The sequence below is a fragment of the Streptomyces ipomoeae 91-03 genome, from assembly GCF_000317595.1.
Taxonomy (GTDB): Bacteria; Actinomycetota; Actinomycetes; order Streptomycetales; family Streptomycetaceae; genus Streptomyces; species Streptomyces ipomoeae.
Window position 1 is genome coordinate 1 of sequence record NZ_AEJC01000535.1, and the last position, 13,702, is coordinate 13,702.

The 13,702-nt window shown below is 70.4% G+C and carries 14 protein-coding genes and 1 pseudogene; 7 read left to right on the forward strand and 8 right to left on the reverse strand.

Translation table 11 applies throughout. The features are described from left to right. Positions 1-418, forward strand: a pseudogene (locus STRIP9103_RS52240) (site-specific integrase); the annotation flags it as partial. A gap of 85 nt (positions 419-503) precedes the next feature. On the opposite strand, the gene STRIP9103_RS34955 reads toward STRIP9103_RS52240, so the two are convergent. The 3 genes from STRIP9103_RS34955 to STRIP9103_RS34965 form a co-directional block, all read right to left on the reverse strand. Beyond that, positions 504-1,595, reverse strand: a complete 1,092-nt coding sequence (locus tag STRIP9103_RS34955; RefSeq protein ID WP_009329767.1) for a hypothetical protein — start codon at positions 1,593-1,595, stop codon at positions 504-506. Then, positions 1,592-3,238: a M48 family metalloprotease gene (locus STRIP9103_RS34960; RefSeq protein ID WP_009329788.1), complete on the reverse strand. Its 1,647-nt coding sequence runs from the start codon at positions 3,236-3,238 to the stop codon at positions 1,592-1,594. The genes STRIP9103_RS34955 and STRIP9103_RS34960 overlap by 4 nt, the downstream gene beginning before the upstream one ends. Before the next feature lie 188 nt (positions 3,239-3,426). Beyond that, complete coding sequence (locus STRIP9103_RS34965) at positions 3,427-4,545, reverse strand: hypothetical protein (protein WP_009329754.1); 1,119 nt, start codon at positions 4,543-4,545, stop codon at positions 3,427-3,429. A 365-nt stretch (positions 4,546-4,910) separates the two neighbouring features. Between STRIP9103_RS34965 and STRIP9103_RS34970 the strand changes: the two genes are divergently transcribed. After that, positions 4,911-6,059, forward strand: coding sequence for a cystathionine gamma-synthase (locus STRIP9103_RS34970; RefSeq protein ID WP_009329765.1), 1,149 nt, complete (start codon positions 4,911-4,913; stop codon positions 6,057-6,059). 54 nt (positions 6,060-6,113) lie between these two features. Here STRIP9103_RS34970 and STRIP9103_RS34975 read toward each other — a convergent pair whose 3' ends face one another. The 3 genes from STRIP9103_RS34975 to STRIP9103_RS34985 form a co-directional block, all read right to left on the reverse strand. Continuing rightward, positions 6,114-6,362, reverse strand: coding sequence for a hypothetical protein (locus tag STRIP9103_RS34975; protein WP_009329778.1), 249 nt, complete (start codon positions 6,360-6,362; stop codon positions 6,114-6,116). After that, complete coding sequence (locus tag STRIP9103_RS34980) at positions 6,359-6,832, reverse strand: sigma factor-like helix-turn-helix DNA-binding protein (RefSeq protein WP_048821530.1); 474 nt, start codon at positions 6,830-6,832, stop codon at positions 6,359-6,361. The genes STRIP9103_RS34975 and STRIP9103_RS34980 overlap by 4 nt, the downstream gene beginning before the upstream one ends. A gap of 225 nt (positions 6,833-7,057) precedes the next feature. Beyond that, positions 7,058-7,552, reverse strand: a complete 495-nt coding sequence (locus STRIP9103_RS34985; RefSeq protein ID WP_181800220.1) for a MarR family winged helix-turn-helix transcriptional regulator — start codon at positions 7,550-7,552, stop codon at positions 7,058-7,060. Positions 7,553-7,716: 164 nt separating this feature from the next. On the opposite strand from STRIP9103_RS34985, the gene ilvA reads away from it, so the two are divergent. From ilvA to STRIP9103_RS35000, 3 genes are all read left to right on the forward strand, one after another. Then, positions 7,717-8,946, forward strand: coding sequence for a threonine ammonia-lyase (ilvA, locus tag STRIP9103_RS34990; protein ID WP_048821531.1), 1,230 nt, complete (start codon positions 7,717-7,719; stop codon positions 8,944-8,946). Positions 8,947-9,184: 238 nt separating this feature from the next. Then, positions 9,185-10,201, forward strand: a complete 1,017-nt coding sequence (locus STRIP9103_RS34995; protein WP_009329713.1) for an ATP-binding cassette domain-containing protein — start codon at positions 9,185-9,187, stop codon at positions 10,199-10,201. Continuing rightward, positions 10,198-11,043 (forward strand): ABC transporter permease, encoded by an 846-nt coding sequence (locus STRIP9103_RS35000; RefSeq protein WP_009329770.1) that lies wholly within the window; start codon positions 10,198-10,200, stop codon positions 11,041-11,043. Before STRIP9103_RS34995 ends, STRIP9103_RS35000 begins: the two co-directional genes overlap by 4 nt. A gap of 135 nt (positions 11,044-11,178) precedes the next feature. Here STRIP9103_RS35000 and greA read toward each other — a convergent pair whose 3' ends face one another. Then, entirely contained in the window at positions 11,179-11,679 is a 501-nt protein-coding gene (greA, locus tag STRIP9103_RS35005) for a transcription elongation factor GreA (protein WP_009329780.1), read from the reverse strand. Between the two features lie 210 nt (positions 11,680-11,889). After that, positions 11,890-12,288, reverse strand: coding sequence for a DUF4307 domain-containing protein (locus STRIP9103_RS35010; RefSeq protein ID WP_009329752.1), 399 nt, complete (start codon positions 12,286-12,288; stop codon positions 11,890-11,892). A 228-nt stretch (positions 12,289-12,516) separates the two neighbouring features. Here STRIP9103_RS35010 and mca point away from each other — a divergent pair, with 228 nt between their 5' ends. After that, positions 12,517-13,389 carry a mycothiol conjugate amidase Mca gene (mca, locus tag STRIP9103_RS35015; RefSeq protein WP_009329756.1) on the forward strand — a complete coding sequence of 291 codons (873 nt, stop codon included), beginning with the start codon at positions 12,517-12,519 and terminating at the stop codon, positions 13,387-13,389. 21 nt (positions 13,390-13,410) lie between these two features. Beyond that, entirely contained in the window at positions 13,411-13,662 is a 252-nt protein-coding gene (locus STRIP9103_RS35020; protein WP_009329741.1) for a hypothetical protein, read from the forward strand. Positions 13,663-13,702 lie beyond the last annotated feature (40 nt).

Sequence of the window (13,702 nt, forward strand, 5' to 3'; positions counted from 1 at the left end):
CCCGCGACCGCGGCCCGGAGAAGGTGGTCACCGACGCGCTCGGCATCTGCTGACGGCTGAACGGGCCGCCCTACTCTCGGGTCGCGACGACGAGTTCGTCGCAGTGGTCCTCAAGGGCTACACCGGCATGCGCTGGGGCGAAATCGTCGGCCTGGAGACGGAGTACGCCCGTCCCGGCTCGATCCGCGTCGAGTGGCAGCTGTACGAACTCGACACGGGTGAGCTCGTGCGCTGTCCGCCCAAGGACGACAGCTACCGCGCCATCGACGCGATGGACTGGCTGTCGGCCCTGATCGCCAACCACGTCGCCCGCACGAGGCCGACACCCTGCCCGTGTCACGGCAGGACCTACGTCTTCCGGGGGCAGGGCGCCGCTCGCAACGGAGGCCACCAGGGCGCGAAGCTCGTCGACGTCGCCCCGAATTCCGGCCTCCGGATGCGGCCTGACGCATCCGGCGCGGCTGCCTGTCGCGTCCGGCTGCCGCCCACTCCGCAGCTGCCGCCTACTCCGCGGCTGCCACCGCCTGCGCCGCCGCATTGCGGATGCGGCAGTAGTACGCGGCCATGTCGGCACCGTCGCCCTGGTAGCGCCAGGGCAGGGCGTTCACGTAGCCGTCGACCAGCTTGAACTGTTCGAGGGCGGCGGCGTCCCGGTCCTGGAGGGTGAGGTAGTACGCGAGGAGGTGCCGCAGTTCGGGCAGACGGGGGTGGGCGGGGTCGGCCGCGGCGGCGTCGGCGAGACCGGCGTCGACCCGGCCGATCATCTTCGGCGTACGGTCGACGCTGCCGTCGTCCGAGGTGTCGTGCTCGAAGTGGGCGATCAGCGGCAGGACGGTGAGCAGACTGCCCAGCGGCGCGTCCGCCGCGGCCCGCTCGGCGAATTCGGTCGCCAGCTTCTCCGAGCCACGCCACTTCGCACACCAGTACTGCAGCGCCGAGAAGTGCGCCTCGTAGTGGTGCGGGGCGCGCGCGGTGATCTCCGCCCAGAGCCTGTCCATCTCGGAGTGCGGGTAGCCGAGCCCGAGGGCCACCCAGATCTCGGTGATGTACGGGGTGGGGTCGTCGGGGTTGAGCGCCGCAGCGCGGGCGATCTCCTCGCGGGAACGTTCCAGCATCCGGTGGAAGCCCACGAACTGCTCGCTCGTCGTGTGCTTGGCCCGCTTGCCGCCCCGCAGGTCCCAGGCCAGGATCACCGTGCTGCGCGCCCGCACGACGGCCGCGTCCGGGTCGTCGGGACGGTCCGCCTCCCAGGCCAGCAGCCAGTCGTCCTCCTTGGCCGCGAGCTCGGCCAGCTGGTACGCGGCCGAGGACCGGCGCTCCCAGTCCCGGCCGATGTCCTGCAGCAGCTTGGCGGCGGCCTTCCAGTCACCGCCGCGCACGGCCGCGAGCGTCGCGTCCATGCCGGCCGGCAGCGGACCGGCGTACTTGGTGTTCTGCCGCTCGGCCGGCAGCAGACCCAGTGCCTCGGCGGCGTCCGGGTCGGCCTCGTCGGGGCTGGGGCGGAAGAACTCCTTCAGGAACACCCCGGCGATCCACAGCCCGAACAGCAGGGTGGGCACCGCCAGGACGGCCAGGATCCACAGCAGTACGGTCATCGCGGGGCGTCCGTTTCTCGCGCGGCGGGGCCATGGGGAGCGGCAGGCGGCAGCAGCGCGCGCACCGGTCCGGTGTCCGGGTGGTCGGCGACGGCCGCCTCGATCGCGGCGGCAAGGTCGGTCTCGTTGCCGTCCGGGGCGGGCGGCAGACGCACCGACGCCGGCTCGGACCAGGAGAACTCCCAGCGCAGTCGCCCATGGGCGCTCAGCTCGGCCAGCACCATGCTCTGCAACGCGTCCGCCAGCGCGGGCCGCACGAACTCACGGAAGGCCCGGCCCTGCGCCTCGGCCGCCTGGTCCGACAGCGGCAGCCGCCGCGCCAGCTGCCACAGCTGACCGTCGTCGATCACCTTGAGCAGGGCGGGCAGACTGGGGTGGTCCTTGGTGTACATGGCCAGCGCCCGGTGCAGCGCGGTGTCGAGGGAGGCGAAGTTCGCCGCCATCGAACCGTCCAGCAGCTCCTGCCAGTCGCCGGTGCGCCGGAACCGCAGCACCTCCTCGTTCAGCACCGCGTCCTCCAGCGCCGCCAGCGTCCGGTCCGGGTCGGCGAGCAGGGACAGCGCGACCCCCCTGGCCTCGTCGACGCGCCCGTCGGCGGGCAGCGCCTCGATGCGCTGGACCCGGTCGGCGATCGGCGGGTGCGAGTCGTACGGCGACGACGGCTCGGTCGGCAGTTCGGTGCGCAGCCCGACCAGTTCGAGCTGGCGGGCGGTCAGCATCCGGCCGTAGCCGCCGAAGAACTCACCGCGCGGCGGCAGCAGCCGGGCCTCGGAGCCGAGAGTGGCGTAGCTGTTCATGTAGAACCCGAACGCGGCGTCCAGCGCCGGGATCTCGCGCAGCGCCGACGCGGTGGCGTCACGCCCGGCGATCCGCGCGGCAGCGGCGTCGGCCGCGTACTCCTGGCGGCGGGAACCGGCGAGCGTGGCACGGAAGTACAGCTTGGCGTAACCCACGTAGATCTTCGCCATCGCGCGGTAGGTGATGCCCGCGGCCCCGGTGTCGACCTCCTTCGCCTTCTTCCCCTTGGCCACCGCCTTGGCGTTCTTCTTCTCCTGCCGGGCCCGCTCGCGTCCGGCGGTCTTGTCGGCCCGCTCCTCGAAGTGCGCGATGGTGCGCAGCACCTGGGCCCGGCCGCGCACGGTGATCGCCGAGAGCCGGGTGTCGGAGTTCGAGTAGTGGCCCAGCTCATGGGCGAGGACCGCGCGCAACTGCGCCTCGGTCAGCCCCTGCAGCAGCGGTACGCCGAGGTAGAGACGGCGCGGTCCGGGCAGCAGACCGAGCAGCCGGGCGTCCTCGCTGACCGCCGCGTTGACATCGGGCGTCAGCACGATCCGCGCCGGCGCGCGCGTGCCGACCCGGTCGGCCAGCTCCCGCACCGTCCGCCACAGCGCGGGCTCGTCGGCCTCCGTCACCGGCAGCCCCGGCGGCTCCTCACCCTTCGGCGTCCGCAGCATGAACAGACCACGGACCAGCGGGATCGCCAGCAGGACCGAGACCACGTACAACTTCGCCGCGACGCCCGACGGAGCGTGCAGGTACAGCAGATAGTCGGCGCCGGCCAGCGCCGCGAGCAGAATCACGCCGAGCAGATAGAAGCCGGCGAGCAACACAAGAGCGCGCAGCGCGCGCAGGGTCGCGCCCATCGGGCAGAGGTCCCCCCACGGGAAAGATCGCGAACGATCGCGAACGATCAACAAAACGGTGAAATCGGGCGGTCGAGGATGTGTCCATGACCAAGAGGTGCGGGGGCGGAGTATTTCTCACGGGTGTGGGGGGTGGCAAGGGCTTACTGGGGATGGATCCGGGGCTGTGGGGTTGCTGTGCCCAGCCCTCAGTGCAGCAGTGTCGCCGGGCTGCCCCCGTTCGCCTCGTAACCCGCCACCGCCAGGGCTCGGTATATCGCGTAGTCCGCTGCGGGGTCGGAGGTGAGCGTCCAGGGGAGGGCGCCCACGTGGCCGTCCACGTGGACCAGTTGGTCCATGGCCTCGGCCCAGCGTTCCCCGCGGACCAGGAAGAGGACCAGCAGGTGGCGGACGTGGGCCAGCATCGGGTCGTCGGGGCGGGCCGCGTGGACCGCGAACAGGGCGCCGTGGATGGCCTTGGTGACGACCTCGCTCTGGTAGAAGCCCTGCACCAGGTTCACCTCGGGCAGGTGCTCGAACACCGCGAAGAGGGGCATGGCGGCGAGGAGCGAGCCCTGCGGGGCACGGGCCGCGGCTGCCTCGGCGAAGGAGTACGCCAGCTCGCGCGAGCCGTGCCACTTCTCGCACCAGTAGTGCAGGGCCGCGAGATGCGCGCCCATGTGGGCCGGGGCGCGGTCGAGGATCTTCAGCCAGAGCTGCTCGAACTCCTCGCGGGAGTAGCTCAGTCCGCGCGCGACCGACAGCTCGATGATGTACGGGATGGGGTCACCGGGGGCGAGCAGCGCCGCGTCGCCGCACGCCGACCTGGCCTCCTCCATGATGATCCGGAACTCGTCCGTGCCCGGCGTCGACGTCCGCCACGCCTGCTGCACCAGGAACTCCGCGTGCACCTGCGCGCCGCCCGCGTCCTTGGGCGCCTCGGTGCGCCACACCCGCAGCCACTGCCCGCCCGGTGTGTCGCTCACCCCGCCGGGCCGCTGCGCCAGCTCCAGCGCAGCGGCCCCCGCGAACGCCTGCACCCGCTGCCACCGGACCTCACCTTCCGCCTCGGTCCCGGCCAGCAACTGCTTCGCCGCGCGATAGTCCTGCGACCGCTGCACCACGTCCAGTACATCCAGCAGATCCTGGTCGGGCCCCGGCATCCGCACATCCAGTAGCTCCTGCCGCACGAACCCGTAGTCCGCCGGATCCGCGGCGTCCGGATGCCCCGCCTCCACCTGCTGAATCCCGGCCCGCCGCCGCGCCACGATCGGCCACACCACAAACCCGATCATGAGCAGAGCCATCAGCCCCCAGAGAATCTCCATGCGTCAAGGGTTCCAGACCCGACTGACAAATGCCCAACCCGCCCCAGACCCTGTGGAAAACCCCTGCGCCCATGACGGGGCACAGCCCCTCAGAGCGGGGCGCGGCCCCGAAAGGGGCGCGGGGCTGTGACATATGCGGCTCCGCCGCGATGGGGGTCCCCCCGCTCGAGCGAAGCCGAGAGTGGGGGAGCGACCAGCCACAAACCACCCGCACCCGCCGAACAACCGCACCTCCCGAGCTATGAGGTGCCCCCACCCGCGCCCGCCACACGACCCACACCCCACCACCCCCTTTAGGTCCCCGGCGCCCCCAGCGGAGCGCCAAGGCACACGGTGCCCCCGCCGGACCACATACTCTCGGGGCCATGAGCGAAAGCAACCCGCACTTCGAGACCCTCGCGATCCACGCCGGCAACACCGCGGATCCCCTCACCGGCGCGGTCGTCCCGCCGATCTACCAGGTCTCGACCTACAAGCAGGACGGCGTAGGCGGCCTGCGCGGCGGCTACGAGTACAGCCGCAGCGCCAACCCCACCCGCACCGCGCTGGAGGAGAACCTCGCCGCCCTGGAGGCCGGCCGTCGCGGCCTCGCGTTCGCGTCCGGGCTGGCGGCCGAGGACTGCCTGCTGCGCACGCTGCTCAGTCCCGGCGACCACGTGGTCATCCCCAACGACGCGTACGGCGGCACGTTCCGTCTCTTCGCGAAGGTCGTCTCCCGCTGGGGCGTGGACTGGTCGGTGGCCGACACCAGCGATCCCACGGCCGTACGGGCGGCCATCACGCCGAAGACCAAGGCCGTCTGGGTCGAGACCCCCTCCAACCCGCTGCTCGGCATCACCGACATCCCGGCCGTCGCCCAGGTCGCCCGCGAGGCCGGCGCGAAGCTGGTCGTCGACAACACCTTCGCCACCCCCTACCTCCAGCAGCCGCTCGCGCTCGGCGCGGACGTCGTCGTGCACTCGCTCACCAAGTACATGGGCGGCCACTCCGACGTCGTCGGCGGCGCCCTGATCGTGAACGACCAGGAGCTGGGCGAGGAACTGGCCTACCACCAGAACGCGATGGGCGCGGTCGCCGGGCCCTTCGACTCGTGGCTGGTGCTGCGCGGCACCAAGACGCTCGCCGTCCGCATGGACCGGCACAGCGAGAACGCCACCAAGGTCGCCGAGATGCTGACCCGGCACCCGCGCGTGACGCGCGTGCTCTACCCGGGCCTGCCCGAGCACCCCGGCCACGAGGTCGCCGCCAAGCAGATGAAGGCGTTCGGCGGCATGGTGTCGTTCCAGGTCGAGGGCGGCGAGGAAGCGGCCGTCGAGGTCTGCGACCGCGCCAAGGTGTTCACCCTGGGCGAGTCCCTGGGCGGCGTCGAGTCCCTGATCGAGCACCCGGGACGCATGACGCACGCCTCCGTGGCCGGCTCCGCCCTGGAGGTCCCCGCCGACCTCGTACGCCTCTCCGTGGGCATCGAGAACGTCGACGACCTCCTGGAGGACCTCCAGCAGGCCCTGGGCTAGGTCTCCCCGAAGGGGGACCTCGCCGGCGAAGAGGGCCTTGCCGAAGGGGGGCGCTCACCAGCCCGTCAACGGTGGAGTCGTCTGCGACGGCGGCTCCACCCAGGGGCGCGCGATCGACGCCCAGACGACGAACGCGACCACGGCGGCCAGCAGCACCAGCCACAACAGATGCCGGGCCGCCGTTCTGCGCCGCAGCATGCGGCCACCGCGCCGCATCGCCTCCGCGCACAGCTCGGGCGGCACCGGCGGCGGCCTGTGCTCCAGGATCTGCCGCACGGCCGACTCCCGCTCCCGCAGACTCATGACGGTGCCACCTTCACCACCTTGGGGACGGCCTTGCGCGGCGGATGCAGCACCGTCGCCATCGCCCGCAGACAGATCGTCCGTACACGTTCGACGGGCAGCCCGAGCAGCGCCGCCGTCTGCTCCTCGGCGACGCCCTCGTAGAGCCTCAGGACGAGGATCAGCCGCTCCTGGGGGTTGAGCACGCCCAGCACACCGCTCGGAGCGGGGCGGAACAGCGTGTGCTGGTGCCAGGCCCCGCGCGCGAAACGGAGGGCCAGTCGCTGACGCGCCCGGTCGTACGGGTCCTCGCCGCGCAGCCGGTCCCAGCCGGCGTAGGTGTGGGCGAGAGCGTGGACGAGCAGCCGCCGCGCGCGCGGGTTGCCGTCCGGCGGCTCCGCCGTGAGCAGGGTGGCGGTCTGTAACAGCCGCCCCGCCGCACCCGCGACGAACGCCTCGAACTCCCGGGCCCGGCGGGCGTCTTGGGTCATGCGCCGTTCTCGCACCGCGCCTCCCGCCTGAGGCCGATCCTGAGGGAAACGGGCCCCGGCCGGGTACGACGAGGGCCCGGTCTCATATGAGGCCAGGAGCGGGTGCGCGGTCAAGAGCCGCGCGGCACGCGCGTTCGCCCGCACGCACGGTCGGGCGGCACACGCGCGTACCCGTGCCGGTCGGCAACGCGTGCGCACACGCGCGTGCCCGTACGGTCGCGGTCCTCAGGACGGCGACGGGGCCTCCGGGGCGGCGGCCATGCGGGCCGACAACGCCACGTTGAACCGCGTCAGGAGGGAGCAGAACGCCTCACGCTCCTCGGGCTCCCAGTCCTGGGTCAGCTCGGCCATCAACTGGCGCCTGGAGGAACGCACCTCCTCCAGCCGGGAGAGCCCGCGCGGAGAGAGCTGAAGCACCACCGCGCGGCCGTCCTCCGGGTGCGAGGTGCGCTTGACGAGACCGGTGTCCACGAGCGGCGCCACCTGCCGGGTGACCGTCGACGAGTCGATCCCCATGCTCGCCGCGAGCGCCTTGACGCCCATCGGGCCTTCCTTGTCGAGGCGGTTGAGCAGCAGATACGCGGCACGGTCCATGGAGTTGCGCACCTGCCCGACACCGCCGAGCCGGGTCTGTTCGGCACGGCGTGCGAACAACGCGACCTCGTGCTGCAGCGTGTCGAGAAGACCGGTGTCACCGACGGTCGTCATGTCCATCGACATTTCAGGTGTTGTGGGCATGGCCAAAGGCTCAATTCATGCGTGGGGCGCTGGGTTGGGGGACAGAGTACGCGGACCGGGAGCAGGGTGTACCGATGCCGCTCAAACCCGTCCCGGTACTTGATCACACCCGTCGCCGCCCGCTGTGAACTGGGAGACTGGTGGGCATGAGCTACAGCACGGCTGACTCCTTGCCGCGGGTGACGCTCGACGACGTGCGAGGCGCCCAGAAGATGCTCACGGGCATCTCACGTGTCACCGCGATGGAGGGCAGCAGGCACCTGTCGCAGCTCGTCGGCGCGCCGGTGCACTTCAAGTGCGAGAACCTCCAGCGGACGGGTTCGTTCAAGCTGCGCGGCGCGTATGTGCGCATAGCGGGCCTGCTGCCGGAACAGCGCGCCGCCGGGGTCGTCGCCGCGAGCGCCGGCAACCACGCCCAGGGCGTCGCCCTCGCCTCCTCGCTGCTCGGCGTCCACTCCACGGTCTTCATGCCGAAGGGCGCCCCACTGCCGAAGATCAGCGCCACCGAGGAGTACGGCGCCGAGGTGCGCCTGCACGGCACGGTGGTCGACGAGACACTGGCCGCCGCCGAGGCGTACGCGGCCGACACGGGCGCGGTGTTCATCCACCCCTTCGACCACCACGACATCATCGCGGGCCAGGGCACCGTGGGCCTGGAGATCCTGGAGCAGTGCCCCGAGGTGCGCACGATCGTCGTGGGGATCGGCGGCGGAGGGCTCGCCGCGGGCGTCGCGGTCGCGGTGAAGGAGCTGCGGCCGGACGTACGGATCATCGGCGTCCAGGCCGAGGGCGCCGCCGCGTATCCGCCCTCGCTCGCGGCCGGGACACCCGTGGCCGTGCCGAACCCGGCGACGATGGCCGACGGCATCAAGGTCGGACGCCCCGGTGACGTGCCGTTCGAGATCATCGCCGAGCTGGTCGACGAGGTCCGCACGGTCTCGGAGTACAACCTCTCCAGCGCCCTGCTGCTCTGCCTGGAGCGGGCCAAGCTGGTCGTGGAACCGGCCGGCGCGAGCCCCGTCGCCGCCCTGCTGCGCGCGCCGGAGTCCTTCGAGGGCCCGGTCGTCGCCGTGCTCTCCGGCGGCAACGTCGACCCGCTGCTGATGCAGCGCGTCCTGCGCCACGGCATGGCCGCCGGTGGCCGCTACCTGCAGGTCCGCCTCCGTCTCACCGACCGTCCCGGCGCCCTCGCGACTCTGCTCGGGGTGTTGTCAGCGGCCGACGCCAATGTCCTCGACGTGAGCCATGTCCGGACCGATCCCCGGCTCGGACTCACGGAGGTGGAGGTCGAGCTGCACCTGGAGACCAGGGGGCCGACGCACTGCGTCGAGGTCGGTCACGCCCTGCGCGAGGCGGGCTACACGGTTATCGACTGACCGGCGCCCGGCGCCCGGCGCCCGGCGTCATCAGACGTCATCAGACGTCATCGGACCAGGTCAGAGCCCTGAGATCACCCGATCGAGGGGCACTGGCCCATTTCCATCGAGAGACGCGATACATCGCGATATCGTATCTCGTGTGTTCGCTCGCGGTGCGGCCCGTGCCGCCCCTCGGGTGGAGCGAAAGTGCGCATCCAAGCTTTGCGAAGGAACCCCAACGACGTGGAGAAATCACATGCCAGGCGCCATTTATGCCGAAGGCCTGGTGAAGACCTTCGGTGACGTAAGGGCTCTGGACGGCGTCGACCTCGATGTCCCCGAGGGCACCGTCCTGGGTCTGCTCGGGCCGAACGGCGCGGGCAAGACGACCACCGTCCGCTGTCTCACCACCCTGCTCCGGCCCGACCAGGGAAAGGCCGTGGTCGCGGGCATCGACGTCCTCAAGCACCCCGACGCCGTACGCCGCTCGGTGGGCCTCTCCGGCCAGTTCGCCGCGGTGGACGAATATCTGACGGGCCGTGAGAACTTACAGATGGTCGGCCGGCTTTACCAGATGCGGGCCAAGGACGCGAAGGCGCGCGCGGGCGAGCTGCTGGAGCAGTTCAATCTCGCCGACGCCGCCGACCGGCCCGCCAAGACCTACTCCGGCGGTATGCGCCGCCGGCTCGACCTGGCGGCGGCGCTGGTGGTCTCACCACCGGTGATGTTCATGGACGAGCCGACCACCGGCCTCGACCCCCGCAACCGCCAGCAACTGTGGGACGTGATCAAGCAGTTGGTCTCCGGCGGCACGACCCTGCTGCTGACCACCCAGTACCTCGAAGAGGCCGACAACCTCGCCCACGACATCGCCGTGGTCGACCACGGCCGCGTCATCGCCCGCGGCACCTCCGACCAGCTCAAGGCCCGTACGGGCGGCGAGCGCGTCGAGGTCGTCGTGCACGACCGCGAGCACATGGCGACCGCGGTGGAGGTGCTGACCGGCTTCGGCAAGAGTGAGACCACCGTCGAGGAGCACACCCGCAAGCTCACCGTGCCCGTGACCGGCGGCGCCAAGCTTCTCGCCGAGATCATCCGCGAGCTCGACACCCGCGGCATCGAGATCGACGACATCGGCCTGCGCCGACCCACCCTGGACGATGTGTTCCTCTCCCTGACAGGACGCATCGCCGAGGTGAAGGACGAAGCCGAGGAGAACGGCGACATGGCCGACGCCAAGGGGCGGGGACGCGGGAAGGAGGGGGCCAGGTGAGCATCGTCACCGACACCGGGCGGGTCGCACCGCCCGGCAATCCGATCATTCAGTCCATCCGGGACTCACTGGTCGTCGCCAAGAGAAACCTGATCCGCATGTCCCGGATACCGGAGATGGTGATCTTCGGGATCATCCAACCCGTCATGTTCGTGGTGCTGTTCAGCTATGTGTTCGGCGGCTCCATGAACATCGACGGCACCACGGACTCCGGTGTCTACCGCGAGTTCCTGATGGCCGGCATCTTCGCGCAGACCGTCACCTTCGCCACCGCGGGCGCCGGAGCGGGCATCGCCGACGACATGCACAAGGGGCTCATCGACCGCTTCCGGTCGCTGCCCATGGCACGCGGGGCCGTCCTGACCGGGCGCACCCTCGCGGACCTCGTCCAGACGGCGCTCACCCTCGCCGTCCTGGCCGTGGTCGCGCTGCTGGTCGGCTGGCGCACGCACACCAACATCGGCGAGGTGCTCGGCGCCTTCGGCCTGCTGCTCCTGCTCGGATACGCGTTCACCTGGGTCGGCGCGCTCATCGGCCTCTCCGTGCGCACCCCCGAGGCGGCCACGTCCGGCGGGCTGATCTGGCTCTTCCCGGTCACGTTCATCTCGAACGCGTTCGTGGACTCCAGCCGGATGACGCCCTGGCTGCGGCATGTCGCCGACTGGAACCCGTTCAGCGCCACCGTGCAGGCCTGCCGCGAGCTGTTCGGCAACCCCGGTGTGACGAACTCGGGCGCCTGGCCCATGGAGCACCCCGTGTGGGCCTCCTTGATCTACTCGGTCCTCATCATCGTCATATTCCGGACCCTGGCGGTACGGAAGTACCGCTCGGCCACGGCGTGAGCGGCGACGACATGAGCGACGGCATGAGCGGCGACCCCGCGCGAGTATGACGACGCCCCCGGTGCCGAGGGGCGCCGGGGGCTCGTGGGCGGGCGGAGACGGCGGCGCGGAAGCGCGGCCCTGCTCCGGTGCCACTCAGCTCTGGTAGGGCTCGGCCTTGAGGATCCGCACCGAGGCGAGCTTGCCGTTCGGCAGCTCGTACTGGGCGTCCTCACCGACCTTCTTGCCGATCACGCCCGAACCGAGCGGGGACTGGGGCGAGTAGGTCTCGATGTCCGAGCTCGCGTACTCGCGGGAGGCCAGCAGGAAGGTCAGGGTGTCGTCTTCGTCACCGTCGAAGGCGATCGTCACGACCATGCCGGGCGCAACGGCTCCGTCCGCTGACGCGGGCGCCTCACCGACCTTGGCGTTCTCCAGGAGCTGGGTCAGCTGGCGCACACGGAGCTCCTGCTTGCCCTGCTCTTCCTTGGCCGCGTGGTACCCGCCGTTCTCACGCAGGTCGCCCTCCTCGCGCGCGGCCGCGATCTTGGCGGCGATCTCCGTGCGCGCAGGACCAGACAGGTACTCCAGCTCGGCCTTGAGCTGGTTGTACGCCTCCTGGGTCAGCCAGGTGACGTTCTCGCTGGTCTGGGTCACAGGTGCTCCTCGTAGGTACTGGGAATACAAAGCATCGCCCTACCCAGAAGATTGTTCCTTCACGAGTGGGCGAAACCACGAGCCTAACAATTCAGTGGCGGAAGGGGGAGGACATAAACCACAACCATTACGTCAACGCAGGTCAGCGCAGTGCGTCGGCGAGTGACGTTCGTCAATCCGGCGGGTGCGGCGACGGCGGCGGCGGTCGGGTCAGCCGGCGTGGCAGCTGACGAGTTCGGCGGTGGTGCCGCGGGACGTCGTATGGAGGGTGACGACTTCGTCGATGTCGGTGGTGTCGGCGGCGAAGTGGAAGTCGGCGCGGCCGACCTCGGCGCCGTCCTCGGCCTGGGAGCGCACGGTGCAGTAACCCTTGACGCCGGCGTCCTTGTCCCCCCTGAGGTGCACCTTCACCGAGGTGGCCGAGGCCTCGAAGGTGTACACCTCGACGCTGATCCTGTTGCCGACGACGTAGTGGTACGCGAACCAGCCGATGAGGACGAGCAGGGCCGCGCCCAGGACGGCGCCGATGACCTTGAGCTTGCGGTCGGCGCGCTCGTCCGAGGAGCGGCCATAGCGCCCCTCGGGCAGCCGAGTGCTCGCCGTACTCATGATCGTCCTCTCGGAAAAGGGCCTGGGGCGCGGGTCCCGTAAGGGTGTCCAGGGTCCGGACCGGAAATATTCCGCCCCCCGATTCGGTCACTATAGAAGCCTCCCGCCCACCGCCTGACGGCCGCCCCGCACGGGTGTCCGCGAGGGACGGCAGTATTGACTCACCGGACAGCGCCGGGCCGAGTCACCGAAGTTCAGGCCGGGCGCCGACTTACGAGGGAATGAGTCTTGACTGACCAGCTGCGACTGATGGCCGTGCACGCGCACCCCGACGACGAGTCGAGCAAGGGTGCGGCCACCATGGCGAAGTATGTGTCCGAGGGGGTGGACGTGCTGGTCGTGACCTGCACGGGCGGGGAGCGCGGCTCCATCCTCAATCCGAAGCTCCAGGGCGACAAGTACATCGAGGAGCACATTCACGAGGTGCGCAAGAAGGAGATGGACGAGGCCCGCGAGATCCTCGGCGTCGAGCAGGAGTGGCTCGGCTTCGTCGACTCCGGCCTCCCGGAGGGCGATCCCCTCCCGCCCCTCCCCGAGGGCTGCTTCGCCCTGGAGGACGTCGACAAGGCGGCCGGTGAGCTGGTCAGGAAGATCCGCTCGTTCCGCCCCCAGGTGATCACCACCTACGACGAGAACGGCGGCTACCCGCACCCCGACCACATCATGACCCACAAGATCTCGATGGTGGCGTTCGACGGAGCGGCGGACACCGAGAAGTACCCGGAGGCGGAGTACGGCCCGGCCTTCCAGCCGCAGAAGCTGTACTACAACCAGGGCTTCAACCGCCCCCGCACCGAGGCGCTGCACAACGCGATGATCGAGCGCGGGCTGGAATCGCCGTACGGGGACTGGCTCAAGCGCTGGGACGAGTTCGAGCGCAAGGAGCGCACCCTCACCACGCACATCCCGTGCGCCGACTTCTACGAGATCCGTGACAAGGCGCTGATCGCGCACGCCACGCAGATCGACCCCGACGGCGGCTGGTTCCGGGTTCCGATGGAGCTCCAGAAGGAGGTCTGGCCGACCGAGGAGTACGAGCTGGCGAAGTCGCTCGTGGACACCTCCCTCCCCGAGGACGACCTCTTTGCGGGCATCCGTTAGCCCTGGGGGACAATGCGAGGCATGAGCGTAAGCCTGGCAGTCACCACACACCTCGTCCCTCTCGCCAAGGAGCTGGACAAGGACAAGGTCACCCCCGGCGTCCTCGGCTTCATCGTCTTCGCGGTGATGGCCCTGGCCGTCTGGGGCCTGATGAAGTCGATGACCAAGCACATGGGCAAGGTCGACTTCAAGGAGACGCCGGAGGAGGAATCCGGCGTCTCCGCCGCCGACACCTCCGGCGCGGGCGGGAAGGCGACGCCCGCGAAGGGGTGAGCGCCGACAGCGATGGCTTGACGGCATGAATACGAGGACT